This window comes from Paenibacillus sp. AK002, from assembly GCF_053903045.1.
The window spans coordinates 2,753,318-2,779,935 of record NZ_CP096377.1 but is presented as its reverse complement, the minus strand read 5'-3'; the positions used below and the strand labels follow the sequence as shown (position 1 = coordinate 2,779,935).

Annotated in this window: 22 protein-coding genes; 4 read left to right on the top strand and 18 right to left on the bottom strand. The window is 50.7% G+C overall.

Annotation, left to right across the window (positions count from 1 at the left end; all coding sequences use genetic code 11):
* Positions 1 to 38: 38 nt before the first annotated feature.
* The gene (gene glgA / locus M1D70_RS12395; protein ID WP_456289980.1) at positions 39 to 1,472 is read right to left on the bottom strand and encodes a glycogen synthase GlgA; all 1,434 of its coding nucleotides are present in this window, start codon (positions 1,470 to 1,472) and stop codon (positions 39 to 41) included.
* Positions 1,469 to 3,448, bottom strand: coding sequence for a 1,4-alpha-glucan branching protein GlgB (gene glgB / locus M1D70_RS12390; RefSeq protein ID WP_456289979.1), 1,980 nt, complete (start codon positions 3,446 to 3,448; stop codon positions 1,469 to 1,471). The genes glgA and glgB overlap by 4 nt, the downstream gene beginning before the upstream one ends.
* Positions 3,449 to 3,671: 223 nt before the next feature.
* On the opposite strand from glgB, the gene M1D70_RS12385 reads away from it, so the two are divergent.
* The gene (locus tag M1D70_RS12385; protein WP_456289978.1) at positions 3,672 to 4,886 is read left to right on the top strand and encodes a glucose-1-phosphate adenylyltransferase; all 1,215 of its coding nucleotides are present in this window, start codon (positions 3,672 to 3,674) and stop codon (positions 4,884 to 4,886) included.
* 140 nt (positions 4,887 to 5,026) lie between these two features.
* Here M1D70_RS12385 and M1D70_RS12380 read toward each other — a convergent pair whose 3' ends face one another.
* The 6 genes from M1D70_RS12380 to M1D70_RS12355 form a co-directional block, all read right to left on the bottom strand.
* Positions 5,027 to 5,554, bottom strand: coding sequence for a GNAT family N-acetyltransferase (locus tag M1D70_RS12380; RefSeq protein ID WP_456289977.1), 528 nt, complete (start codon positions 5,552 to 5,554; stop codon positions 5,027 to 5,029).
* Between the two features lie 318 nt (positions 5,555 to 5,872).
* Positions 5,873 to 7,327: a sensor histidine kinase gene (locus tag M1D70_RS12375; protein WP_009589187.1), complete on the bottom strand. Its 1,455-nt coding sequence runs from the start codon at positions 7,325 to 7,327 to the stop codon at positions 5,873 to 5,875.
* Positions 7,324 to 8,022: a response regulator transcription factor gene (locus M1D70_RS12370; protein ID WP_009589197.1), complete on the bottom strand. Its 699-nt coding sequence runs from the start codon at positions 8,020 to 8,022 to the stop codon at positions 7,324 to 7,326. The genes M1D70_RS12375 and M1D70_RS12370 overlap by 4 nt, the downstream gene beginning before the upstream one ends.
* Positions 8,023 to 8,025: 3 nt before the next feature.
* Positions 8,026 to 9,345: a hypothetical protein gene (locus M1D70_RS12365; protein WP_009589192.1), complete on the bottom strand. Its 1,320-nt coding sequence runs from the start codon at positions 9,343 to 9,345 to the stop codon at positions 8,026 to 8,028.
* Positions 9,346 to 9,410: 65 nt separating this feature from the next.
* Positions 9,411 to 10,130, bottom strand: coding sequence for a phosphonate ABC transporter ATP-binding protein (locus M1D70_RS12360; protein ID WP_009589188.1), 720 nt, complete (start codon positions 10,128 to 10,130; stop codon positions 9,411 to 9,413).
* An 83-nt stretch (positions 10,131 to 10,213) separates the two neighbouring features.
* The gene (locus tag M1D70_RS12355; protein WP_009589182.1) at positions 10,214 to 11,395 is read right to left on the bottom strand and encodes an MFS transporter; all 1,182 of its coding nucleotides are present in this window, start codon (positions 11,393 to 11,395) and stop codon (positions 10,214 to 10,216) included.
* Between the two features lie 129 nt (positions 11,396 to 11,524).
* Between M1D70_RS12355 and M1D70_RS12350 the strand changes: the two genes are divergently transcribed.
* Entirely contained in the window at positions 11,525 to 12,442 is a 918-nt protein-coding gene (locus M1D70_RS12350) for an ArsR/SmtB family transcription factor (protein ID WP_456289976.1), read from the top strand.
* A 16-nt stretch (positions 12,443 to 12,458) separates the two neighbouring features.
* On the top strand, positions 12,459 to 13,196 hold the full coding sequence (locus M1D70_RS12345) for an HAD family hydrolase (protein WP_456289975.1): 738 nt from the start codon (positions 12,459 to 12,461) through the stop codon (positions 13,194 to 13,196).
* A gap of 74 nt (positions 13,197 to 13,270) precedes the next feature.
* On the opposite strand, the gene M1D70_RS12340 is transcribed toward M1D70_RS12345, so the two are convergent.
* The 8 genes from M1D70_RS12340 to pdhA form a co-directional block, all read right to left on the bottom strand.
* Entirely contained in the window at positions 13,271 to 15,562 is a 2,292-nt protein-coding gene (locus tag M1D70_RS12340) for a DNA topoisomerase 3 (RefSeq protein ID WP_456289974.1), read from the bottom strand.
* Positions 15,563 to 15,677: 115 nt separating this feature from the next.
* Positions 15,678 to 17,165: a glutamate synthase subunit beta gene (locus M1D70_RS12335; RefSeq protein ID WP_456289973.1), complete on the bottom strand. Its 1,488-nt coding sequence runs from the start codon at positions 17,163 to 17,165 to the stop codon at positions 15,678 to 15,680.
* Between the two features lie 340 nt (positions 17,166 to 17,505).
* Positions 17,506 to 17,994, bottom strand: coding sequence for a dihydrofolate reductase (locus M1D70_RS12330; protein WP_009589199.1), 489 nt, complete (start codon positions 17,992 to 17,994; stop codon positions 17,506 to 17,508).
* A gap of 67 nt (positions 17,995 to 18,061) precedes the next feature.
* Positions 18,062 to 18,856 carry a thymidylate synthase gene (gene thyA, locus M1D70_RS12325; RefSeq protein WP_015734701.1) on the bottom strand — a complete coding sequence of 265 codons (795 nt, stop codon included), beginning with the start codon at positions 18,854 to 18,856 and terminating at the stop codon, positions 18,062 to 18,064.
* A gap of 198 nt (positions 18,857 to 19,054) precedes the next feature.
* Complete coding sequence (gene lpdA / locus M1D70_RS12320) at positions 19,055 to 20,470, bottom strand: dihydrolipoyl dehydrogenase (protein WP_009589200.1); 1,416 nt, start codon at positions 20,468 to 20,470, stop codon at positions 19,055 to 19,057.
* Between the two features lie 3 nt (positions 20,471 to 20,473).
* Positions 20,474 to 21,796, bottom strand: a complete 1,323-nt coding sequence (locus M1D70_RS12315; RefSeq protein WP_009589180.1) for a dihydrolipoamide acetyltransferase family protein — start codon at positions 21,794 to 21,796, stop codon at positions 20,474 to 20,476.
* A gap of 29 nt (positions 21,797 to 21,825) precedes the next feature.
* Positions 21,826 to 22,803, bottom strand: coding sequence for an alpha-ketoacid dehydrogenase subunit beta (locus tag M1D70_RS12310; protein ID WP_009589183.1), 978 nt, complete (start codon positions 22,801 to 22,803; stop codon positions 21,826 to 21,828).
* Positions 22,804 to 22,969: 166 nt separating this feature from the next.
* Positions 22,970 to 24,037, bottom strand: a complete 1,068-nt coding sequence (pdhA, locus tag M1D70_RS12305) for a pyruvate dehydrogenase (acetyl-transferring) E1 component subunit alpha (protein ID WP_036665657.1) — start codon at positions 24,035 to 24,037, stop codon at positions 22,970 to 22,972.
* 256 nt (positions 24,038 to 24,293) lie between these two features.
* On the opposite strand from pdhA, the gene M1D70_RS12300 reads away from it, so the two are divergent.
* A complete protein-coding gene (locus tag M1D70_RS12300) occupies positions 24,294 to 25,022 on the top strand; it encodes an alpha/beta hydrolase (protein ID WP_456289972.1) in 729 nt (242 codons plus the stop codon).
* Between the two features lie 303 nt (positions 25,023 to 25,325).
* On the opposite strand, the gene M1D70_RS12295 is transcribed toward M1D70_RS12300, so the two are convergent.
* A complete protein-coding gene (locus tag M1D70_RS12295) occupies positions 25,326 to 25,790 on the bottom strand; it encodes a low molecular weight protein-tyrosine-phosphatase (protein ID WP_456289971.1) in 465 nt (154 codons plus the stop codon).
* Positions 25,791 to 25,863: 73 nt separating this feature from the next.
* Entirely contained in the window at positions 25,864 to 26,511 is a 648-nt protein-coding gene (locus M1D70_RS12290) for a trimeric intracellular cation channel family protein (protein WP_009595985.1), read from the bottom strand.
* Between the last annotated feature and the right edge of the window lie 107 nt (positions 26,512 to 26,618).

The following is a 26,618-nucleotide window of genomic DNA, read 5'->3' as shown; positions in this document are numbered from 1 at the left end:
GCTATCCGGGCACCCCTGCGTCTTGAAAGCCATGGTTATTATCGGCTGGTGATCTGATGATAGATTTCCTGATATTCCTTCGCCGAAACGTTCCAGCTGTAATCCCCGCCCAGAGCGTTCTTGCTCACTTTACGCCAGTGCTCGGGCATGCGATATATGGAGGTCGCGCGGCGGATGGTGTTCATCATGTCATGTGCATTGTAATCCTTGAAAGAGAAGCCGTTCCCTTCGCCCGTAGACTCGTTGTATGCCTGAACCGTATCGTTCAGTCCGCCCGTTTCTCGGACAATGGGTACGCTGCCGTACCGCATGGCGATCAGCTGGCTGATGCCGCACGGTTCGAATTTGGAAGGCATCAGGAACAGGTCGCTGCCGGCATAAAAACGCCGCGATAACGGCTCATTGAACCGGATCTGGGCCGACATTTTGGTGGGATAGCGATTTGCCGCTTCCCTGAACCAATGCTCATAGGAAGGATCTCCCGTTCCCAGGACAACGAATTGAATCTCGTCATAGTAGAGCAGCTCATCCAGAATGCGGATAACCAAATCGAGTCCTTTCGAATCGACCAATCGCGTTACCATCGACATCAACGGAATATGCGGCGCCACGGGAAGATTCAGCTCTTCTTGTAAGGCGATTTTGTTCTGCGTTTTTTTGTTCAGTCCGCTCCGGAACTTCATGGCAAGATGCGGATCTGTCGCCGGATTGTAGCTTTTGGTATCAATGCCGTTCACAATCCCGCTCAATCTCGAGCCTTGGGCCGACAGAAGTCCGTCAAGTCCGTACCCGTAATAACCCGTCTGGATTTCCGTGGCATAGGTTGGGCTGACCGTCGTTACGTGATCTGCGTAAACGATGCCCGCTTTCATGAAATTCACGTTTCCGTAATACTCCACGCCTTCGGCCGTGAAATGCCGGCTGTGAATGCCAAGCAGATCAACCAGCACCTCGTACGGATATACGCCCTGATACAACAGATTATGGATCGTGAACACGGTTCGAATCCCCGCATAGAAGGGATCATGTCGATAGACGTCATCAAGAAGCAGCGGAATCATGGCGGTATGCCAGTCGTGACAGTGAAGCACATCCGGCTGGAATCCGATTACCGGCAGAACCTCAAGCACGGCACGGTTGAAGAAAGAGAAGCGTTCGCCATCGTCCATGTAACCATAAATGCCGTCTCTGCCAAAATAGTACTCATTATCCACGAAATAGATCGTTACGCCGTCTTCCACCACGGACTCGATGCCGCAATATTGCTCGCGCCAGCCTACCCGCACCCGGGTTTCTCCCACATGCTCCATTCGCTCTCTGTATTCTTCCGGAATGCCGCGATATTTCGGCAGCACGACTCGAATATCCTCACCCATGCCGCGCAGGGATTTAGGCAAAGCAGCGATCACATCCGCCAGTCCGCCTGTCTTAATGTATGGTCCGCATTCCGAAGCTGCAAATAACAATTTCAATCCTGCTTCCCCCTTTTGCTCCGTTTCGTTTTTTGTTCAGTTTTCTCTCTTGCCGCTGCCGCCTTCAGCGACGCGTCCGATCGATCTTGCGATTTCCTCGATCGAGGCGGCTTTTTCTTTAAAACAACCATGCCTAATGGAGGCAGCTTGATCTCCAGGCTGTGGGTTTGGCCATGCCAGGTCTTCTTCTCCGCTTTCATCTCACAATCGTTCAGCAGTCCTGAGCCTCCGTAATCGGCATGATCGGAATTCAGAATTTCCACATATTGCCCCGCTCTCGGCAAACCGATCCGATATTGGTCATATGCCTTTGGCTGAAAATTAATGACGATGATCAGCGTATCGCCGGGCTTGGTGCCCATTCTCATATACGATACGACACTCTGCTCATGATCATCGGCGCTGAGCCATTCAAAGCCTTCCCATCGGTGATCCTGCTCCCATAGCGCCTTTTCATCCACGTACATGCGGTTTAGAGCTGCCGTATATGCCAACTGCTTGCGGTGGCTTTCATAGTCCAGCAGCAGCCAGTCGAGCTGCTCCTGATCCTTCCATTCGATAAACTGGCCGAACTCTCCCCCCATGAACAGCAGATTCTTCCCGGGCTGGGTGATCTGGTATCCAAGCAAAATCCGCAGTCCCGCAAATTTTTGTTCATAGCTTCCCGGCATTTTATTAAGCAGCGATTTCTTTCCATGGACGACTTCATCGTGTGAAAGCGGCAATGTAAAATTCTCCGAATAGGCATAACAAATGGGAAATGTCAGTAAATTATGATGGGTAGGCCGCTGATCAAACTCTTGTTCAATATAAGACAGCGTGTCGTTCATCCAGCCCATATTCCATTTGTAATTGAAGCCAAGACCCCCTTCATGCACAGGTGCCGTAACCCCCGCCCATGCGCTCGACTCCTCGGCCATCATCAAAGCATTCGGGTAATATCGAAACACGGCTTTATTCAATTCCTGCAGAAAGGATATCGCCTCAAGGTTTTCCAAGCCTCCGTGCTCGTTAAGGCTGTACTGACCCTCACGCTTCTCAAAATCAAGACGAATCATGCTCGTCACGGCATCAACGCGAAGACCATCAATATGATACATATCCATCCAAAATAAGGCATTGGAGATGAGGAATGAAATTACCTCCGGCTTGGCATAATCGAAAGACAATGTTCCCCAGCCCGGTTTCTCGGCTTTTTGGGGGTCTTCATATTCATAAAGAGGCGCCCCGTCAAACTGCCGAAGCCCGTGGGCATCCTTGGCAAAATGTGCGGGCACCCAGTCGAGCAGCACGCCGATGCCGGCTTGGTGCAGCTGGTCGACGAGATACATGAAATCATGGGGGGTTCCGTATCTGCTCGTCAGCGCATAAAATCCGGTGCCCTGATAGCCCCACGAAAGATCGTAGGGATGCTCCGCCAAAGGCATAAATTCTACGTGGGTATAACTCATTTCCTGCAAATAAGGAATCAGCTGATCGGCCAATTCCCGATATGTAAAGAACGAACCGTCCTCTTTTTGCCGCCAGGTTCCGAAGTGCATTTCATAAATGTTCACCGGCTTGGCATATGGGGATTTGTTCTTCCTTCTCCATGCGGCATCATTCCAGCTATATCCTGAGAGGTCGGTCACCACCGATGCCGTCGCAGGTCGTACTTCGGCATGAAATGCATAAGGATCGGCCTTTAGGAACGTTTCTCCGAAGGGCCCCGTGATCTGATATTTGTAAAAAGTTCCAGTCTCCATCCCAGGGAAAAACCGACTCCAAATTCCCGAATCGGGCATCCTATATAACGGGTCTTGGGAACCATCCCAGCCGTTCCAGTCTCCGGCAAGTCCTACCTGCCTGGCATTCGGAGCCCACACCGTAAAACGCACGCCCTCTTCTCCTTCTTCTGCGGCAAGGTGTGCACCCATACATTGGTAACTGTGAAACCAGGTTCCTTCATGAAATAAATACACTTGTTCCGGAGTCATGTTTCCTTCCCTAACTGCTTGGTTCAATCGTCGTCACCTGCTTTTTCTTAAAAATCCAATATTATTAATGCTATTACCCCATTCTAACCAGGTTGAAAATAAAAAATGTCCCTGAAAAATAATTTTGTAATTTTCAAATTACTTTTTCAATATAATCGTTTCAAACCCCGGGAATGTCGTTTATGTAATGAACAACGTGAAAATACATTGGGAGGGAAACGTGATGAAGAAAAAAGACTGTATTGCTATGCTTCTGGCGGGTGGAGAAGGTAAACGATTGGCTCCCCTTACGTCCAGGCTGGCAAAACCCGCCGTTCCGTTTGGCGGACATTATCGTATAATCGATTTTCCTCTCAGCAATTGTGTAAACTCCGGAATCGATACGGTTGGAGTGCTTACGCAATATGAGGCAGAATCATTACACGAACATATCGGCGAAGGCGAACCCTGGGGATTAACACATACAGGACGTGAAGGCATTGCCCTTCTTCCATCCAACAGCACACATCAAGACGGGTACTTGGGAACGGCAGATGCCATTTATAAAAACATTCAATACATCGATGATCAAAATCCAGAGCATGTGCTCATCTTATCCGGGGACCACATTTACCAGATGGATTATCGGGAGATGCTTGAAGCCCATATGAAGCAAGGGGCTCCTGCCACGATCTCCGTGATGGAAGTGCCTTGGGAAGATGCCAGCCGATTTGGCGTCATGAGCGTTGACGATAATCTCAATATCATTGAATTTGCCGAAAAACCGGCAGAACCGCAAAGCAATCTTGCCTCCATGGGCATTTATTTGTTCCGTTGGGACTATCTGAAGCAGCACCTGATCGAAGATGCGTCTGACCCGAACTCCAGCCATGATTTCGGAAAGGACGTCATCCCTAAGATGCTGTCCGGAGAAGAGTCGCTGCTAGCATTCCGCTTTCAGGGCTACTGGCGCGATGTCGGCACCGTAGAAAGCCTCTGGGAAGCCCATATGGATGTGCTTAGCCAAAATGAGCTCGTCCTGGAGAGAGCCGATTGGCCTATGTATACGCGTGCTTGGAAAACCAAGCTGTCGGCAGCACGGACCCGAAATGTGGAGCATACGGACTGCCTGATTCATGATCAATGCACCTTCGAAGGAAAAGCCAAAAGCTCCGTCATCTTCTGCGGATCAGAAATCGGCAAATACTCCATCGTGAAGGATAGCGTAGTCATGCCGAACGCCAGAATCGGCAAAGGCGTCCATATCGAGCACGCCATCATCGGGGAAGGTGCAGTGATCAAGGACGGAGCCGTTGTGAAAGGGGCCCCCGGCAGTGTCGTGGTTGTAGGACCGTACGAGACGGTGCTTCCGAAACCAACGGTTCGTACCCAGCCGGCCCGGCTCCTTCAGGATGTATACGAAAAAGGACGCTTGCGTGCAAATGTCTCTTCATCCTGAACGAATGTCATGAACAGAATAGAGCTCTGAGAACTTCTTTCAGGCCTTTAACACAAAAAAGCGATCCGCTACGGATCGCTTTTTCTCATGTATCGTGCCCTGCTGACTTTGCGCATGCGACGGAGGTTCAAACTATAAGATCAAGAAACAAAATTCTTTTCATATAAATTCACCTTGCGACCGCCCATATCCTGCTCGGCCACGAATTGAAATCCCTGACGCTGGTAAAATCGATTCAGCGTTGGCAAATGGGATACGCAATCCAATCGGAAGCCCCGTTTCCCTTTGGAAACCAAATACGATTCCGCAAAGGAAATCATTTTGTTCCCAAGCTCCAGCCCCCGATAAGCGAAGCGTACGGTCAGACGATGCAAGTAACCGTAGGACGGATCGTCCCGCTTCCCCCAGTAGTCAGGATCCCCGTACTGCAGCGTAAACATGCCGGCCGCCTTGTCTTCATGCCACAGGATGAAGACTTCACGCTCTTCCAGGTACTGTTTCATTAGGTCCAGGGAAAAAAGCGAGGGACTCCACTGCTTGCGCCCTTGCTGCTCCATCACCTCGGCCGCCTCCGTTAGAAGCGCCAGCATCTCTCCTGCGTGCACGGCTTCTGCCCGTCGTAGTTCAAACCGCCCCTGCTCCGTTGAAAACATTGCTGCGGATTCCACTCCTGTACTCCCCCCTCAATAAAAACACCCCACAAAGTGGAGCCTATGCTCCGATCTTTATTCCAATTACTTTGCGGGGACCCCCAAAAGCAATACCCCACAAAGTGGAGCCTATGCATCGATCCTTATTCCAATTACTTTGCAGGGACCCCCAAATCAATACCCCACAAAGTGGAGCCGATGCTCCGATCTTTATTCCAAATACTTTGCGGGGACCCCAAATCAATACCCCACAAAGTGGAGCCCATGCTTCGATGCTTATTCCAAAACTTTGCGGGTGTAAAGTTGAGAAAAGCTTTGCCGGTAATCCGGCAAAGCTTAGGCCATCGGCCCGGCTGCGTCTTCCTCACCGTTCTCCAACCCGCCGGCCATCGGTATTTTCCCCTCAGGCAGCGGCAGCTTGACGATCACGGCTGTTCCGTGCCCGAGCTCGCTTTCCATTTCCATCGTGCCCCCGTGAAGCTCAACGAGCTGCTGCGTGATCGCTAATCCCAGTCCCGTTCCCCCGTTAAGAGGATTCACCTGGAAGAACCGATCCTTTACCCGCCGAAGATGCTCGTCCGAGATGCCGATCCCGTGATCTTGTACGGTAACGATAACAAACTTCTCTTCCATCGCGAAGGACAGGTTGATTACCCCGTTCTCATGCGAGAATTTAACCGCGTTGTCCACGATATTCAGGAATACCTGCTTCAAGCGGTTGACATCCCCATAGATAATCGGCTTCTCGTCGGACTCCAGTTTGATCTGAACGCCCTTCTTCTCGGCTTTCGTCCACAGATTGAGCATGATCTCTTGCAGCAGCTCCCGTAAATTCACGATGCCCTTCACCAGCTTCATCTCATTCTGCTGGAGCTTGGAGAAATCCAGCAGCTCTTCGACAAGGCCGATCAACCGATCGGTTTCCTTGGAGATGATCTGCATTCCGATTTTCGTTTCTTCCGGATCGTAGCCGCCGGAGTCAAGCGTTTCGCTCCAGCCCTTGATGCTTGTGAGCGGCGTTCGCAGCTCATGCGAGATCGAGGAGATAAAGTCATCCTTCACCTGATTGCTTCGCACAATCTCCTGCGCCATGTAGTTCAAGGTCGACGAAAGCTCGCCAAGCTCGTATTTGTAATCGCCCTTGATCCGTACGTTGAACTTGCCTTTGGCCATCTGAGCGGACACCGTGGTAATGTTGTTGAGCGGCTTTACGATGGAATTGGCCAGCCCAATGCTGAAAGCAAGCACGATCGCCAGAACGGCCGCCCCAATGCTGACGGCAAACAGCGTCATTTTCATCAGCTTGTCGTTTACGTATTCCAGCGAAGTCACGTAACGGAGAATATACGTATTTTCAAAACCGTTCGAAACGGACTGGGACACCGCCATCACGATCTGGCCCGTCCCTTGCTGTTTGCCGATCCATCGGCTCGTATTGCCTGCAAGCGCTTGGGTGACATCGCTGGTCTTGATGGTCTGCTCTATTTCGAAGCCGGTCGAAGTTGAGAGTACTTGACCAGCCGGGTTCAAAATTTGAAGCTCCGTATTATACAGTTCAAAATGGCGAACCATCTCGCTCAGCTGATTGACGTTGTCCGACGAAGTCAGTCGAAAGGGCTGATAGAAATCGTTGGCGGTACGGATATGGTTCACCACATGGTTGTACACCGTATCGTAATAATACGATCGTAAAGCGATTAGAAAAATAACCTCAATCAGCAGCAAGGCGATGAACACTACCAGGAAGTAGTGCAGCACGATTTGCCGCCGAATGCCTTTTTTGATGATCATTGTCCCTGACCCTTCCATTTATAGCCGTGTCCCCATACCGTCTGGAGGTATTCCGGCTCGGAAGGATTGCCTTCGATTTTTTGGCGCAGTCTCCGAATGTTCACGTCCACGATTTTGGGATCGCCCATATATTCTTTGCCCCATACGTGATCAAGCAGCACATCACGGCTAAGCGGCGTGTTTTCTTTTTCCAGGAAGAACTGGACCAGCGAGAACTCCGTAGGCGTCAGCTCCACCGGCTGCCCGTTCTTTTTGAATTGCTTGGAAATCAGATCCAGCGTGAACGGACCCGATTGAAAGGATACCTTGGCGGCACCTGCACGCTGAACGTTCACCCTGCGCAGAAGGGATTGCAGCCGGGCGATCAGTTCCGTCGGGCTGAACGGTTTGCTTACGTGGTCATCCGCTCCGACGGATAGGGCATACACTTTGTCCTGCTCCTGGACTTTTGCCGTCAGGAAAATAATGCCGATCCGCTCGTTCGTTTCCCGGATTCTGCGGCATACTTCAAAGCCGTCGATTCCCGGAACCATGACGTCGAGCAAGGCGATATCGATGTCTGGCGTCGTTTGCAGCAAGCGAAGGGCCTCATTGCCGTTCTCGGTCTCCAGCACCTCAAAGCCGTTCCGTTTCAGATTAATTACGATAAAACTGCGAATGGATTCTTCATCTTCTAATATGAGCACTTTACTCAAGGTCTAGTTCCCCTTTCTTTCGATAGGAGCCACATTGTTGCTGCTTGGCTTTTTATCTTTTTTACTCAATTTCAGATCGCCATGGCTTCGATAAGCGATGACGCGGTTTTTCTCCTTCACCAAGATCTCCCAATCGGATTCGGCTTTTCCCCACTGGGCCGTGGAGAAAAACTTGATTTCTGCGACGGACTCTCCCGTGTCGGTCATGACAAAATTCAGATAAGCATTTTTGTTGGATTCCGGCGTAATGGTAATTTTATTGTACATATCCGGCGGAAAATCCAGATAGAAGCGATTATTCATATCGTAGTATCTTTGGAGCACGAATTGAAGCCCTTCTACTTCGTTGCTCTCCCGGACCTCTCCGTCCCACTGGAAGTACGTGGTGAAGAACGGGATTTCGTCCAGGATCAGCCGATCTTCCCAGCCGCTTGGCCTTGTAAGCACACCAAACTCTAAAATGCCGTCATCGTTCACGTCCTCGCTCTCGACCGGCAGTTCCTTGTACGTAAGCAGTTCATCCTGGAGCACGTCAATAAACTTGTTGTCCTCCATGATAATGAGCTTGGAATAGGAAGAGTTGGACACGACCGAAGCATCCAAGATGATACCTTCTTTGTTTTTGGCCACTTTACCTGCGACAACATTGTAATAACTTTCGATATTTGGTCCCAAATCCAGTTTGTTCAGCTCAACGAAAGCATCCTCGAATTTGTCGTATTGATAGGTGCTGATATACGATAGCTCCTTCTGCTGAAGGTATACCACCGTAATATCCTTGACCTTGTCGCCATTCATGTCTCCGATATTGAAGTGCGTATACGGCAAAGCCGGGATTTTTTCGAGCGAATCCCCGGAGAATGAATACACGGCCAGCAGGTTCTGAAGATTCTCTTCACCGCGGGAGAAACCGGCTACGATGTCAACCTTGCCGTCGTTCGTAAAATCAACGAAATCAAATGACTCCAAAACCGTCCCTTCTCCGTCGAAATCGAGGCTCTTCACCCAGGTATCACCCTGCTGCTGCATGATCATGCCGTGGATTTTCACCTCTTCATCCGGCGTCTGATAGAAGACGACGGCTTCCATAACGCCGTCGTTGTCGAGGTCATGAATTCGGATCGAACTGCTGTCGACGTCGCTTCGCGGCCGAATGATAGCGCCGTTGTCCAGTTTGATCTTCTGGAGCGCGGACTGGATAGCGCCGTTCAGCGTCGCTTTGTCCGTCGGCAGATCCGGTCGCTTCATTAAAGACACCGGATCCTGAATAAAGGTACAGCCGCTTATGATAAATAGTAACAAGCCGGCCAAGAGGGCTTGCATCACTCTATATTTCAATAAGTATCAACTCATTTCTATGCTTTCGCCTTGCGTCAAGTGATCGATAATTACAGTCTTGACTTCTCGCCATGGGTTAAACGTCTTCCGGTCACATCCACTACCAGCTGGCCGCCCGACAGCCCCATGATTCGGGTGCAGTATTTCTCCGCAAGCTCCAACGGGATGACGGTAAATACCGTCAGCCGCTCTTCCTCGCACAAGGTTTTTAGCGTCTTCAAAACATGCTCGGCAGAGGCCGGATCGAGTCCCGTGACAGGCTCGTCCGCCAAAATCACCTTAGCGCCGTGAACGAGCGCTCGGGCAATGGCAATCCGCTGCTTCTCGCCGCCGCTCAGCTCGCCGGCCTTGCGTTTTGCCTTGTCCAGCAAACCCAGGTGCTCGATCGTATCCATGGCTCCCATATAATCATCAGACCGGACCATCCCGGTAACCATCCGCCACAGCGGCGTTTGGCTGGATTGCCCGATCAATACATTTTTAAGCGCCGTTCGATTTACGTTTAGGGAAGGATTCTGCTCGAGATAAGCCCATTCCCGTCGAATTCTTCGTTTTCCGGCGGGATTCATCATATCTTCGCCGTCAATCGTCAGTTTGCCGCCGTCCCATTTTTGCTGCATCGACAGACAGCTCATCAGCAAACTTTTACCGCTTCCGCTTGCACCGATCAGACCGATCATTTCCCCGTGTTCCATCTGAAATGTGATATCCTTTAACACCGGTGTACGTTCAGGACCCATCGTTTTCTTCAGCCGATCCACTTTAATCATGTTATCGTCTCTCCCGTCAAGTGCATATTCCTACTCTCTAGTTTAGAAGAAAGCGAAAGCAATTGCCATGAGAACGCATGTTTCTATTTCTCGGGTGAAACGCTGTTGCCTTTGAACCATAAACCCGTGCACGCAAACAGAATATACAAGCCGCCGAGCAAAACGAAGATTCCCCCGTTCCACCCGGTTTCCATGATAGCGCCGCCCGCATTCGGCCCTGCGATACTGCCGGCATTGAAATGAAAGGAAGCCACGACGTTGGCCGCCGGCAGCAGAACCCTGGGAAGGATGTCCGCGGCATAGGCCAGACCGAGGGAGAAGAAAGAACCGACCAAACCGCCGGCCATCGTCAGTAATAGTAAGGTTGCCCAGAAATTCGTTCCAGCTACCGGAATCAGCAGGAAACAGCAGCCCCCCACGATCCCCGCGATCGTCAGCACCCGCTTGCGTCCGAATTTATCGCTCCAAATGCCGAGGGGAAGCTGCAGCAGGAGTCCGCCGATGCCGACAAAGGGCAGCAATGTCGAAATTTCGCCTAAAGTGAACCCGCTTCTTAACCCATAGACCGGGAAATTGCTGTTAATCCCCGCTTCCATGTATCCGTACAAAAACGCGGGAATCAAAGCAAACCAGGCCAGCCGGTAGCTTTTGAGATAGCGGCCGGCCGGCTGCTGCTCTCCTTGCTCGCTTTTTTCCGGCTTCAAATTCGGAAGTTTGAATAGAACGACCAGCAGAATGAACAAGAACAGCACAGCCAGAATCAAAAACGGTACCGCTTCGCCGTATTTCAGAAGAGGAATGCCGAGCGGCCCTATACTAAATCCCAGACCGTAGGACATGCCGTAAAAGGAAATGCTCCGCCCCCGGTTCTTCACGGTTGACATCATCAGCACCCACAGCTGGGCGGCATAATGCAGCGCGCTATCGCCGATGCCCACAAGCACCCGCAGTACAAACCAGACGGCTACGCTCGGAATCAACGGGAAAGCGACCAGCGACAGCATCACCAGCACGAGACCCGATACGATCAGTTTTTTGAAACCGACCCAGCCGAGAAGCCGTTCCGCAACCAGCGTCATGGCAAATGAGCCTACATATAAAGCAGCCGCGTTCAATCCGTTCATGGAGGATGAAATGCCCATCCGTTCCAAAAAAATAGCCAGCACCGGCAATAGCAGTCCCTGGCTTAAACCAGCCGCAACCACGACGGCAATTAAAATAAAATAATGAGTTCTCCCTTGACGGGGGGTAACAGCTTCTGTCACTGAAATATAGTCCTCCTCTAAAATGAAAAAACGATGAATTTAAACAGCCAAATGAACATTATAGTGGACAAGCCCAATCGATACAAGCCATAATAATAACAATGCCATCAATTGGGAGGGTATCCGTTCATGAAATATAAAGTTAGTATCGATGTATCCATGGTTTATGAGCTGCTGGGCAGCTTCATGATATATGCAACAAGGAAATGGACCGATAACCTGGATATTGGAAAACAGCTGATAACGGAGATGGATGAGCGTTTGCCGCAGCATGTACGTGTCCAGTTCAGTGGAGCCCGCTCATGGCCGCTCGCGGATTACGATGTCTTATACGCCCTGATCATGCTTCGAGGAGAGCACCTTGAAATCCCTGATTTTCTGGGCTGGATCGAATCTTCCCCGGTGGAGGAGCTTCATGGCCTGCTTCAGCCTCACTTGTCGTCCCTCACGCGGGATGAAACGTCCAGAATTCGAGAAAACTACACACCGTTGATGAAGCTCTGGTATGAGCACTACTTTTCCGAAGTGGAGCCTGACCTGTACCATCTTCTGGAGGAAGATGCCGAGGAGAAACGAATGCTGCTTCCGAAAATGGACGACGAAAATCTGATCGAATATGCTTCCAGCGGAGTCATTCTGGATAACGTGCCGCAAGAAAACGTGGTCTTGTTCCCGGGTACGCATTTTCGTCCGATCAATACCTATTGCTTCTATGATAATGTACTCCTGCTGCAGTACCCTATTGATATACCGGAAGAAGACGAGGATGAGCCGCCCGTCGTTCTCCTGCGCATGACCGAGGCTCTCGCGGATCCGGAACGTCTGCGTCTGCTGAGATATATTGCGGATGAGCCGAAGGCCGTGTCCGAAATGGCGTCCGAATTGGGACAGCCCTATGAGCAATTGATGCACCACCTGATGATCTTGAGGGCGGCAGGCCTGCTGCGCTCCCATCTGAAATCCGAAAATAACGAAAGATTCAGCCTGCGGCCGGATGGTGCGGCCGAGCTGCAAATGTTCCTGGAGACTTACATTCGACTTTCCTAGTATGAAGGAGCGTACCATGAGTAAAACATCACAGCATATTATCTTCGACATGGATGATACATTAATACATTGCAACAAGTATTTCGACCTGATTCTCGGCGATTATTTCGAATGGATGACCGAATGGTTTCAGCCGTATGGAGTAACCACCCAAGAAGTCCGAGCCAAGCAAATGGAAATCGACGTAGCCGGCATCGACAAGCTGGGATTCGCGAGCGCGAACTTCCCCCAGTCCCTGATCGATACATACCATTTTTTCGGCCGAATTCACGGGAGAGATAGCTCGCCTAAGGAAGAGGAGCTTCTCTACCAGTTGGGTCTCAGCGTATACGAGCAGGAGATTGAAGCCTACCCCGGCATGGTCGAAACGCTGGAGAAGCTTCAAGAGGACGGCCACTGCCTCTATCTCTATACCGGGGGCGAAACCAGAATACAGAAGCGAAAAATCGAACAGATGAAGCTGGCGGACTATTTTAAAGACCGGATTTATATCCGCCAGCATAAAAACATCACGGCGCTTGAGGAGATTCTCGGCATGGGGTCGTTCGTCCGCTCTCATACGTGGATGATCGGCAACTCGCTCCGCACGGATGTCGTTCCGGCATTGACGGCAGGCATCAACAGCATCTACGTCAAGCAGCAGCGCGAGTGGCAGTATAATCTGGTCGATCTGAAGCAAGAGCCGCATAATGTGCTCTATACCGTCTCGGCGTTGACCGAAGTGCCGGAAGTCATTGAAGAGCATTTAACTTAATCGAACGGACAACGAGCCGATCCTGGAGTAAATATCCCGGATCGGCTCGTTATTTTGGCGTAACCCTCGACGTCTTACGATTTTACGGCCGCACTGGAGTCCACGGCTTGAACGGCCAGCTGCCCGTTACCGCCCGCCGCAAGGACAAGCCTGCCCTTATACGTGCTGCCGTCTTCGTTCTTAAAGGATAACACTTGGGTCTTTCCCTGAAGCAGCAAGGATTTCAGCATCGCATGAGAAATTTGTTTACCGGCAAATTCCTTCCAGATGACATAACTGCAGCCGGTTTTGAAATTCGCGCAGCCGTAACCTTTGCGTCCTTCAATAATTTGCCCGTCACATCCGGGTCTTGGGCAGCGCCCCAAGGGAGATCGTACGGACGGCGCTTCATTTGAAGCGGCAGGTGCTGATTTCGGAGTGGGCTTGCTCGTGCGCTCATCCTTCGCTTTCGAGGCTGGGGCCGCTTTAGACGCGCTTCGCTTCCCTCTTCCTTTGGACTTGTCCTCATCTCCGCCGAAAAGCGACGAAGGCGCCGGACGCTGCGAGGATACCTTGTTTATGATCGAAACGGTGAACTTCTGCACGTTTTGCATGAATACGTCAGCAGAAGCTTCGCCTTTGGAGATCTGGTGGAGGCGCCGCTCCCATTGGCCTGTCATCTCGGGCGAAGCCAGCAATTCGACGCCGGCATGCCGGATCAGCTCCACCGCCGTTCTTCCTTTTTGCGTTACGGTGATTTTTTTGCCTTGCATCGTAATATATCCGACCTTTTTCAAACGCTCGATGGTGGCTGCCCGGGTTGCCGGCGTTCCAAGACCGCTATCCTTCATCGCATCCCGAAGCGCTTCATCCTCAATGGACTTACCGGCGCTTTCCATGGCCTTCAGCAGCGTGCCTTCCGTATAACTTTTTGGCGGCTGGGTAGCCTTTTCCTTCACTTCGGATTTTTTGCATTGCACCGGCTTGTCGGGAGTAAGGTCAAAGGAACGGTCGTTCCATTCCTGGTTCTCCTCTTCCTCGTCCTCTTTCCCCTTCTTGGAAGATTTGGATTTCTTCTTCTCCGTATCCTGGGCAATCAACACCTTCCATCCAAGCGACAAAAGCTCCTTGATTCCCGTCTTGAATGTTTCCCCCTCGACCTCGGTGAGCACCGTATGCTGCTTGTACATGGCCGGAGGATAAAAATGCGACAGAAACCGGGTGATGACCAGATCGTAAATATGCTGCTCTTCCTTACTGAGCGTGCCCGGCCGCTTTAATGTCGGCAGAATGGCATGGTGATCCTCAACCCGCTGCGGATTGCATACCGCTTTGTTGTTGACGTGCACCCGGCTCGAATCCGCTCCTGCGGCCATTGATGCATACGAGGTCGATTTGAGCATATGAAGGGCCTTGTGCATGCCTTCGATATTCTGTTCATTCACATAGTTGGAGTTCGTACGCGGATAGGAAATCACCTTGTGGCGTTCATATAACGCCTGCGCAAGATCCAGCGTTTTTTTGGCAGAGTAACCGTACTTGGCATTGGCTTCACGCTGAAGCAGGGTCAAATCATACAATTTGAACGGATATTCCTTCGTTTCCTTCACTTCATATTTAGTAATGGTGCCGTTCTTTCCATGGACCTTGGCTGCAATCGTCTCTGCTTTCTCCTGCGAGGTCAGCCGCTCTCCCTGCCAGGTTCCCGTATACTCCAGCTGATCCTGCTTGAACAAAGCTTTCACGTCGTAGAACGTTTGCGATTCGAAGGCTTCGATCTCCTTCTGCCGGTCATAGATCAGTGCCAGCACCGGCGTCTGCACCCGGCCAACAGACAGCAACGTCTGGTGGCGGGTCGTAAAGGCACGCGACGCATTCATGCCGATCAACCAATCGGCTTCGCTGCGTGCGCGCGCAGCTTGCGTTAAATTCTCGAATTCAACGCCGTCCTTGAGCTCCGCAAAGCCGCGGCCAATGCTTTCCGGCGTTAAATCCGAGATCCATAATCTTTTTACAGGCTGTTTCAGTTTTAATTGTTGTTGGATTAGTGCGAAAATATATTGTCCTTCTCGTCCCGCATCGCAGGCATTCACGATATGGCTGCAGCGCTTGGCTACCTCTCCAATGACCTTCAGCTGATCCTTGGTTTTCGGATTCGGGATGATTTTGAATTGCTCCGGAATGATAGGCAGGTCCCGTAAATTCCAGCGTTTGTACTTCGGATCATATGCATCCGGCTCCGCCAGCCCAACCAGATGTCCGATAGCCCAAGTTATGATGTATTGCTCACCTTCAAGATATGTACGGTTGTTCTTGGCCCGCGGCTCGATGACCGCAGCGATATTCCGTCCCATATCCGGCTTTTCGGCAATGACCAACGTTTTCAAATGACATTCTCCTCCCCGATGAGCAGCCTGGCGCGGAGGCTAACTCCAAAAAGGACTTCGCTCTCGCGAAGTCCCTTTAACTACTATATTCATGATAGCATATTTAGGAGAAGGATTAAACCAGTACGGTCGCGCCCATCAGATATTTGTCTACCTCGCGTGCCACCTCGCGGCCTTCATTGATCGCCCACACAACAAGGCTTTGTCCGCGGCGCATGTCGCCGGCTGCAAATACTTTATCCACATTCGTCGTATATTTGCCATACGGCGCTTTAACATTGGAACGACGGTCCGTTTCAAGTTCAAGCTGTTCTACCAGCGTCTGCTCCGGTCCGTCAAAACCGATCGCGATAAACGCCATTTGCGCCGGAAACGCTTTTTCCGTGCCTGGAATCGGCTGATACACTTTACGGCCGGTTTCATCTACAATGCGCTCGATTTGAACGGTATGAAGCTCTTTCAGATTCCCTTCATCATCCCCGACGAATTTCGTAGTCATGATGGAGAATTCCCGCGGATCGTTGCCAAACAGCGCTTTGGCTTCCTCATGGGCGTAATCCAGTGTATACACGTTCGGGAATTGCGGCCAAGGGTTCGCAATCGGATCGCGCTGCAGCGGAGCCTGTTTATGCGTACCGAACTGGGTAACGCTGCTGCAGCCGTGACGCAGCGCTGTCGCCACGCAGTCGGAGCCGGTGTCGCCGCCGCCGATGACGATAACGTCCTTGTCTTTTGCCGACAAGTAGTTGCCGTCTTCAAGACCGGAATCCAGCAGGCTCTTGATCGTTCCGTTCAGGTAATCCATCGCGTAATGAATGCCCTTGAGATCACTGCCCTCAATGTTGAATTCGCGCGGCTTTGTTGCACCGCCGCAGAGTACGACGGCATCATAATCTTCCATCAGCTGCTTGGCGGGAATATCCTTGCCGATCTCGGTGTTCACAACAAATTCGACGCCTTCCGCCGCGAGCAGATCGACACGGCGCTGCACGATGCCCTTGTCCAGCTTCATGGATGGTATCCCGTAGGTCAACAAGCCGCCAATGCGGTCCGCACGCTCGTAGACGGTGACGGAATGGCCCGCTTTGTTCAGCTGTGCTGCTGCCGCCAGTCCTGCCGGACCGGAACCGACAACGGCTACGCGTCTTCCCGTGCGCTTCTCGGGCGGCTCCGGAACGACCCAGCCTTCCTCAAAGCCTTTGTCGATAATCGCCTGCTCGATGGATTTGATCGTAACCGGCTCCCCGATCAAGCCGACGGTACAAGAACCCTCGCAAGGAGCTGGACATACGCGTCCGGTAAACTCAGGGAAATTGTTCGTTTTGTGGAGACGCTCCAGAGCTTCTCTCCACAAGCCCCGATATACAAGATTGTTCCACTCCGGGATCAGGTTGTGGATCGGGCAGCCCGATGTGCCGCCGATCATATCGATTCCTGTATGGCAGTATGGCGTACCGCAGTCCATGCAGCGTGCTCCCTGGGTCTGGAGCTCATCTTCTTCTAAATGTTTATGAAACTCTTCCCAGTCTTTAACTCGTTCAGCCGGGCTCCGGTCAACCGGAAGCTGGCGCTGATATTCCATAAATCCTGTTGGTGTAGACATACTGCTTTACCCCCATCCGTTCTATCCATGCTGATTACCATGTACAATTTATCATATCATAAATCATCCGACATCTATCGTCAGATGAGCCAAGAAACAGGTTTCAGCCTGATTTATTTTTTCTATTTATGCTAAAAAAATTTTTATCAAAGCATGAACCCCCACTACTCGCGGCTATTTAAGCAGGCATTTGCATAAACATTAGAAATATAGTAGCATTTCGCTTTTCGCCTGTTAAATGGACTATATGCATGATCATTTGTATTATCCTACTATGAAAGCATTGTCAACATGGACGGAAGGCAGTAAGTCTATCCCTACGAATCGTGCCATCAAGCTGTTATTTCCGTTCAAACGTAACGAAACGGTAGGCATACGGATTTTTTTCGTCCGTGATGCCGGGAACCTCTTCGACGATCTTCCATTCATCCCAGTTCACTTCGGGAAAGTACGTATCCCCTTCAAAGCTCTCGTCAATGAACGTGCAGTACAGACGATCCGCCTTCGGCAGCATCAATTCATAAATCTGCGATCCGCCAATCACCATCAGTTCCTCGTTCTTCGAATAGGGTAGCGCGTTCTCGATGTCATGGATCACGATGCCCTGATCCTCTGTCAACGTAAAGCTCTCATCCCTCGTCAGCACGATGTTCTTTCGGTGAGGCAGCGGCTTGCCGCCAAAGGAATCCCAAGTCTTGCGCCCCATCAGGATCGTTTTATGGAGGGTTTTCTCCTTGAAGAAGGCCATATCCCGCGGTAAGCGCCACGGCATCGTGCCGTTCAGCCCGATCACCTGATCCTTGCCCATTGCCCATATCATCGATATCATACACCGTCTCTCCTTCCATTGATCTTATGGATGTCACCGCATGGAGCCTCCATAACCCAATTTATACTTATACGGCTACCGTCGCCTTAATGGTCGGATGGTATTGATAACCCTCAAATTCAAAATCCTCGAACGTATAATCAAAAATGCTGTCCGGCTTGCGCTTGATCACCAGCTTCGGCAGCGCATACGGTTCACGTTCAAGCTGCGTTCTAACCTGCTCCATATGGTTGGAATAGATATGGACATCGCCGCCCGACCAGATGAATTCACCCGGCTCCAGGTCGCACTGCTGGGCAACCATATGGGTTAGCAGCGCATAACTGGCAATGTTGAACGGCAGCCCGAGGAAGCTGTCCACCGAGCGCATGGTAAGCATGCAGGAAAGTTTCCCGCCCGCCACGTAGAATTGGAATACAAAATGGCACGGAGGCAGCTTCATGTTATCAATCTCCGCCACGTTCCAGGCACTGACGATATGGCGTCTGGAGTCGGGATTATTCTTAATCGAATCGATGACACCCGCAATCTGATCGATATGGCGTCCATCCGGCGTTTCCCATGCCCGCCATTGGGAGCCGTAGACAGGTCCCAAATCCCCGTTTTCATCCGCCCATTCGTCCCATATCCGCACGCCGTTCTCTTTTAGGTACCGGATATTCGTTTCACCGCTCAAGAACCACAGAAGCTCATGTACGACCGATTTCAGGTGAATCCGCTTGGTTGTCATTAGCGGAAACCCTTGGGATAGGTCAAAACGCAGCTGTCTTCCGAATACGGACAACGTTCCCGTTCCGGTCCGGTCTCCCTTCTCTACGCCATGATCCAGTATGTCCTGCAGCAGCTCCAAATATTGTTTCATCTCATAGTCACCTCACTAAAATCTCATATCCTCAGTCTACCATGTTCACGGAATGATTGGGATGCTTAAAATAACCCTGCCCGAAAGAGGGCGGATATCCGTTGGCATATCTACATAAAAAAAACAGGAGGCAGAAACCGCCTGCGCGTTCTCTGCCTCCTGGCTGAATATATAATGACTCGAAAATTCGTCTACGGATTAACGGGCAATGATGTGGATCGGATGACCCATTACCAATTCCGCCGCTTCCATAACGATCTCTCCCAGCGTCGGATGCGCATGGATGGTCAAAGCTACATCTTCAAGCGTAGCGCCCATTTCAATAGCTAGGCCGAGCTCGGCAATTAGGTTGGAAGCTTCCAGACCCACGATTTGCGCTCCGAGAATAAGCCCTGTTCCCTCTTCGGCCACGATTTTCACGAAGCCTTCCGGATGGTTCAAGGATACGGAACGTCCGTTGCCTGCGTAAGGGAATTTGCCAGCTTTTACTTTATGGCCTTTTTCCTTCGCTTGAGCTTCGGTGTAACCTACGCTGGAGCATTCAGGATCCGTGAACACAACGGCCGGGATACATTTGTAATCCACGACGGACGGCATTCCGGAGATCGCTTCAGCAGCCACTTTACCTTCGTAGGAAGCTTTGTGTGCAAGCGCAAGACCGGACACGATATCCCCGATCGCGAAGATATGAGGAATGCTGGTGCGTCCTTGATGGTCGACTTTCACGAATCCGCGCTCATCCATATCGAGGCCGATCAGGTCCAGACCAAGCTCTCCGTCCGTGTTCGGACGACGGCCAACCGTAACCAGCAGGTAATCTGCTGTTACTTCTTTGGTTTCGCCATTCACGGAGTATTTCACGGTAACTTCTTTATCGTTTTGCTCAGCACTTTCAGCTTTAGCGCCTGTGATAATTTCGATACCGGTTTTCTTCATGTTCTTGGTAACCAGGCTTGTCATGTCTTTGTCAAAGCCAGCCAGAACGCTGTCCAGACCTTCGATGATCGTTACTTTGGAACCGAATTTGGAGTACATTTGACCCAGCTCGGCACCGATGTAGCCGCCACCGATGACAATCATGCTCTTCGGTACTTCAGGCAGGTTCAATGCTTCGGTGGAAGACAAGATGCGTCCGCCAAACGGGAATGGCTTCAGTTCGATTGGACGGGAACCTGTAGCAATGATGCAGTTCTTGAAGCGGTAACGCGGAGATTCATGATCATTGAACACACGCGCTTCGTTTTCGTTGATGAACATGCACTCGCCGTTGAAAACTTCCACTTTGTTGCCTTTCAGCAAACCGGCTACGCCGCCGGTCATTTTTTTGACAACGCCGTTTTTGAATTCCTGTGTTTTCGCGAAATCAACCGTTACGTTCTCCACGGAAATACCGAAAGCATCGGCATGCTTAGCGGATTCGAACTGATGAGCTGCAGCGATCAAAGCCTTGGAAGGAATACAACCACGGTTCAAGCAAACGCCGCCGAGTTCCGATTTATCAACGATCAGAACCTTTTGACCCAGTTGGGCGGCACGAATCGCCGCCACATAACCACCAGGACCAGCACCAATGACTAGAGTATCAATATCTAAAGAAGCATCTCCAACTACCATTAGTTACACCTCCATAACAAGCAGCTCAGGGTTAGCGAGCAGTTGTTTAATATAGTTCATAAAGTTTTGAGCCGTTGCGCCGTCGATGATACGGTGGTCAAAGCTCAAGGACAATGCCATAACAGGTGCTGCTACAATCTCGCCGTTCTTCACAACCGCTTTTTCGCTGATGCGGCCGGTACCGAGGATAGCAACCTCTGGGAAGTTAATGATTGGTGTAAAGAACATGCCCCCTGCGGAACCGATGTTCGTGATGGAAATCGTGCTGCCCTTCATTTCGTTAGGAGCCAGTTTGCCCTCACGGCCGCGTGCAGCCAGATCACGGATGCTGTCAGCGATCATCCAGATGCTCTTACGATCCGCATCTTTGATAACCGGTACGATCAGACCGTTATCTGTATCCGTGGCGATACCGATGTTGTAGTACTTCTTGTACACGATTTCGTTCGCTTCTTCGTCGATCATTGCGTTCAAAGCAGGGAATTGACGGCTTGCCGCAACAAGTGCTTTAACGATGAATGGCAGATACGTAACTTTCGTGCCCTTCTTCTCAGCGATCGGTTTCATGCGGGTACGGAACGCTACCAGCTCAGTTACGTCTACTTCGTCCATGATCGTAACGTGAGGAGCCGTGTAAGCCGATTTAACCATAGCATTCGAGATCGCTTTGCGGATACCTTTGAATGGTACGCGCTCTTCTTCTGCACGAGTGTCCACCGCTGCGGAAGCTGCAGCAGGAGCCGCTTTCGCTTCGGAAGCAGCTTCTTGCGCCGGAGCTGCTGCCGTTTGGCCGCCACCGTTCTTGAAGGCTTCTACATCTTCGCGAGTCACTTTTCCGTTGTTGCCGGAGCCTTGAATTTGTGCGATGTCAACGCCCTGCTCGCGAGCGAATTTGCGCACGCTTGGCGTAGCCAGAACTTCACGGTTAGGTGCTGCAGGCGTCGCTGCTTCGCCGTTTCCGCCTTGTTTAGCGTCAGCCGGAGCATCTTGAGCCGGGGAAGAAGTCGTATCTGCGCTGCCTTTCGCTGCGTCAGCTTCTTGAGCGGACTGCTCTTCGGCAGGGGCTTCTTGCTCAGGAATGTCGCCTTCAGCATCGATGATTGCAACCACTTCACCGACACGGCATACTTGACCGTCCTTGGCAAAAACTTCTTGAACCGTACCGTTCACGGGACAAGGAACTTCCACGACCGCCTTGTCGTTCTGTACTTCCATGATGATGTCGTCGTCTGTTACTTTGTCGCCCGGCTTGATATGCATTTTGATGATTTCACCTTCATGCAAACCTTCGCCCAGCTCTGGAAAACGATATTCAAATTTTGCCAACTGAAAAACCTCCCTAGAAATTGCTGCTATTAGAAATTCAATACTTTATTTACGGCATCAACGATACGCGCCGGAGTAGGCAACCAAGTGTCCTCGATTTGAGCGAATGGATACACGGTGTCTGGCGGCGTAACGCGAAGCACCGGTGCTTCCAGGTGCAGAATCGCTTTCTCGTTGATTTGAGCGATCACTTCTGCGGCTACGCCGGCAGATTTCTGCGCTTCTTGAACGACGATGGCACGGTTGGTTTTCTTAACCGAAGCCAGCACGGTATCGATGTCGATTGGAGAAATGGTGCGCAGGTCGATGATTTCAGCTTTGATTCCGTTCTTCTCAAGCTCGTCTGCCGCTTTCGTAGCAGTATGAACCATCAGGCCGTAAGCGATGATCGTAACGTCCGTTCCTTCGCGAACCACGTTAGCCTTGCCAAGCTCAACGGTGTAATCACCTTCAGGAACTTCAGCGCGGAACGCATGGTACAGGTTCAAGTGCTCCATGAAGAATACAGGGTCATTGTCGCGAATCGCTGCGATCATGAGTCCTTTTGCATCATAAGGATTGGAAGGTACTACAACTTTAATACCCGGGGTTTGCGTGATCAAACCTTCGAGTGCGTCGGTATGCAGCTCAGCCGCTTTAACCCCGCCGCCGAATGGTGTACGGAATACGATCGGGGAGTTGTAGCGTCCGCCGGAACGGTAACGCATGCGCGCTGCTTGAACGACGATTTGGTCGAGCGCCTCAAAGATAAATCCAACGAATTGAATTTCAGCGATCGGACGGAAGCCTTGAATACCGAGACCTACTGCCAAACCGCCGATAGCGGACTCTGCCAGCGGCGTATCGAATACGCGCTCTTCCCCGAATTCTTTTTGAAGGCCTTCCGTTACACGGAAAACACCGCCGACATTACCTACGTCTTCACCGAAGATGACAACGTTAGGGTCACGGCTCAATTCAACGCGCATGGCGTCGCGAATCGCTTCTTTCATGTTCATTTGTGCCATTGCTTCATTTCCTCCTTAAGAAATACAGTTCACTGTTCTTCCAGTGTGATGCCTTATAAGGCTATATATCGATGTTAAACGTTATTTAAAAACAAGACCTGATGCGCCCATGACAAACCGGATGATCATCCAGGATCAACCTTTGACAATCATCGGCCCGTCACTCTTATTGGAAATCGGCTTTCTGTTCTTCCAAATGCTTCGGCGTTTGCTCGAACATGCTGTCGATCAAACCAGGTACCGTCATTTTTTCCGTTTGTTCTGCTTTTTTGATTTGCTCGTTGACTTTCGCTTTCGCTTCTTCTTTCACGCGAGCTGTATCTTCTTCTGTCCAGAGGCCTTTGGCTTCCAGGTACTTCGCAAGACGCGCGATCGGATCCTTCTCGTTCCACTCGCCCTCTTCTTCCTTCGTACGATATTTCGTAGCGTCGTCAGACAAGGAATGCGGACGGAAACGGTATGTCACGGCTTCGATCAGCGTTGCGCCTTCACCGTTGCGGCCGCGCTCTGCAGCATCCTGAACCGCTTTGATCACGGCGAGAACGTCCATGCCGTCAACTTTAACGCCTTTGATGCCGGCTGCAACAGCTTTGTGCGCGATAGACAACGCTGCTGTCTGCTTGGAGAACGGAGTCGTAATTGCGTAGCCGTTGTTTTGCACGAAGAAGATGACCGGCAGTTTGTACACGCCTGCATAGTTCAGGCCTTCGTAGAAGTCGCCCTCGGAAGAGCCGCCGTCACCGGTATACGTAATAACCACTTGTTTTTGCTTCTTCAATTTGTAGCCCATAGCGATACCCATGGCATGCAGGATTTGCGCGCCGATGATGATCTGAGGCATCAATACATTAACGCCTTCGGGAATTTGTCCGCCATGCTGATGTCCGCGGGAATAAAGGAATGCTTGGTAAAGCGGAAGTCCATGCCATACGATTTGCGGCATATCGCGGTAGCCCGGGCAGATAAAGTCGTCTTTCTCAAGCGCAAACTCACTGCCTACCATCGTAGCTTCTTGACCGGATACAGGAGCGTAGAAACCGAGACGTCCTTGACGGCCGAGGTTTACGGCGCGGTCGTCCCAAGTACGGGTAAATACCATACGGTACATAATTTCTTTCAGTTGATCGTCCGACAATTCAGGCAGAAGATCTTTGTTTACGATTTTGCCATCCGGGGAAAGTACAGATAGAGTACCTACTTCCTCGGTATATACTTCATAAGGAACCTTGGTCATTTTTTTCACCTCAATAAATATTTGAATATCAAGTTCCGCTGTTATAGAATTATTATACACCTGTTTCACTCCATTCGTCAAAGAAATACGGGATAAAATTTCATATTCCTTCACGTTTGTATGTATAACAGTTGACGAATAATGCTATAACAGTATGACAAACATCATAGAACAGCAGACAACTTCAACATGTCAGGGTAATTTTAACTTATTGTTTACCGCATTTCAAAAACTAACCCGAAAAAGGTGACGAATGATGACGAATGAACGTTTATTGAAGCGAACCATCGTAAAAGAAGTGATTGACAGCAAGTTTTTGCAGGAGACTCGAACGCTGCGCATTTATCTTCCTCCCGGATACAATGAAATCCTCAGCTATCCCGTCGTTTACTGTCAGGACGGAGAGGAATTTTTCAACTTCGGCCGCATCGCGACCTGGGCCAACCAGCTCATTCTCGAAGAAGGCGTGGAGCCGTTCATCATTGTGGGCGTGGAAGTGAACACCAAGGTACGAACCGAGGAGTACGCGCCGTTCGGCAACCGCTTCGATGCTTACCTGTCCTGCTTCGCCGAAGAGATTATTCCCTTCGTGGAGCAAAAATATCCCGTGCGCAAAGAGCCTGCGGAAAGAGTGCTTGCCGGCGACTCCCTCGGGGGAAGCGTCTCCGTGCATTTGGCCTTGCGTTATCCGCATCTTTTCACAAGAATCATCAGCTTGTCCGGGGCCTACTATGAGAAGACCCAGAACATGATTCAGGAAGAGCGTGATTTGTCCTGGCTCAACATTTACATGATTGTAGGCTTGCAAGAAGACAACTACACAACCGATACAGGTGTCTATAACTTCGTCGAATTAAATCGCTCAACAAAGGCTTTGCTGGAAGAACGGGGTGCTACCGTATCATATCTTGAAAAAGAAGGTCGTCACCTTTGGGGATTTTGGCAAAAAGAGCTCCCTGCTGCCCTTATGTACTTCCTTGGTTAAATGTTTGAATCGGCAAAATCCATGGGCTATATAAATGACCTGTTACTGCAAAATGGTTTAGCTGTCCCACTCGGGACTCCACGCGTTACGATTGAAATCCGTTGGCAAAAAGAATACCTGTGAGGCAAAGCTCGGACATGATCGTCTGCAGCTTCTGCCTCACTCCAAAAAAAGATGAACAACCGCGCATTTTTTATGGAATGTGCATTGTTCATCTTTTATGTTCAGCAGCCCGTTCTTCTTGGTATCGCTTTCAATGATGTTCGTCAAAAAAGCGGCTGATTCACCGCTTGTTCGAATCGATTATAGCTTTTCTTCCATGATTTTGTCCAGTAAGATGTCACACCCCGCATCAATCAGCCGGTACACCTCGTCAAAGTTTCCGGTGAAATACGGATCGGGCACCTCGCGCAATTTTTCGTTCGGCAGCAAATCCATGAACTTCAGAATCCCAGCCTGATCGCCTCCCGCTAACTTGCGGATATTCGCTACATTCGAATCATCCATGCCGATAACGTAATCGAATCGTTCAAGGTCCTCGCTGACTACTTTGCGCGCGACCATTCCTTCATAACTGATTCGCCAGCTGTCTAGCAGCTTTCTCGTGCCTTCATGGGGAACGCTGCCGATATGCCAATCTCCGGTGCCGGCCGAATCCACGCTTATTTGATCCTGCAGCCCGCGTTGTACAATTTTATGCCGCAGCACCGCTTCCGCCATGGGCGAGCGGCAGATATTGCCCAAACATACAAACAAAACGGATACCATGGTCCTTCCACCTCCACGCTATGATGAATCGCAATCGAGAAATTTTTTAATTAATCTGTTCCATACCTTATTTTTAACCGGATCTGACTTCTTTTCCGCTGGCTGCCGAAGACTGGGCTGCGTGCAGCGACCTTCTGGGCAATCTCCATTTATATAGAACGGACAGCATCCTGAAAACGATGACTATAACAAATAAGGTCAACAGCTGCCAGGTCTTGGTGGCGACCCCTAAGCCGATAGCGACACCTGCTGCCATGGCCCAGACCGCGTAAATCTCGTCGCGAAGCACGAGCGGCTTCCGCCCGGCCAGCAAATCGCGGACCATTCCCCCGCCGCTGCCTGTCAGCACAGCCGCCACGATGACCGCGCTCAATGGGTGATTCATTTGCGTAGCATATAATGCTCCTTGAATCGCGAAGGCGGATAGTCCGATCGCATCAAACAAGGCCTCCGTTTTCTTCCAATGCTGAATCAAGCCGAGCGGCAGCACAAACGCCACGAAAACCGAAATCATCGCCAGCATGATTAAATCTCCCTGACCCCACAGGGTGGTAACCGGCACGCCGATCAGGACGTTTCTTATAATACCCCCGCCGAAGGCCGTGACCAATCCAAGCACCACAACCCCCAAAATATCGTATTCCTCTTCCATTGCCACAAAAGCTCCGGACATGGCAAACGCAATGGTGCCAATGATGCTGAATACGTCAAACACATGCATGTCCAAAATTCAGTTCCCCCGCTCCCCCGTCAATTTACATACTACATTGTAGCCGCGCCTATTAAAATTGTGCAAGCATGAAAACTGCACTATACTAGAATTCAATG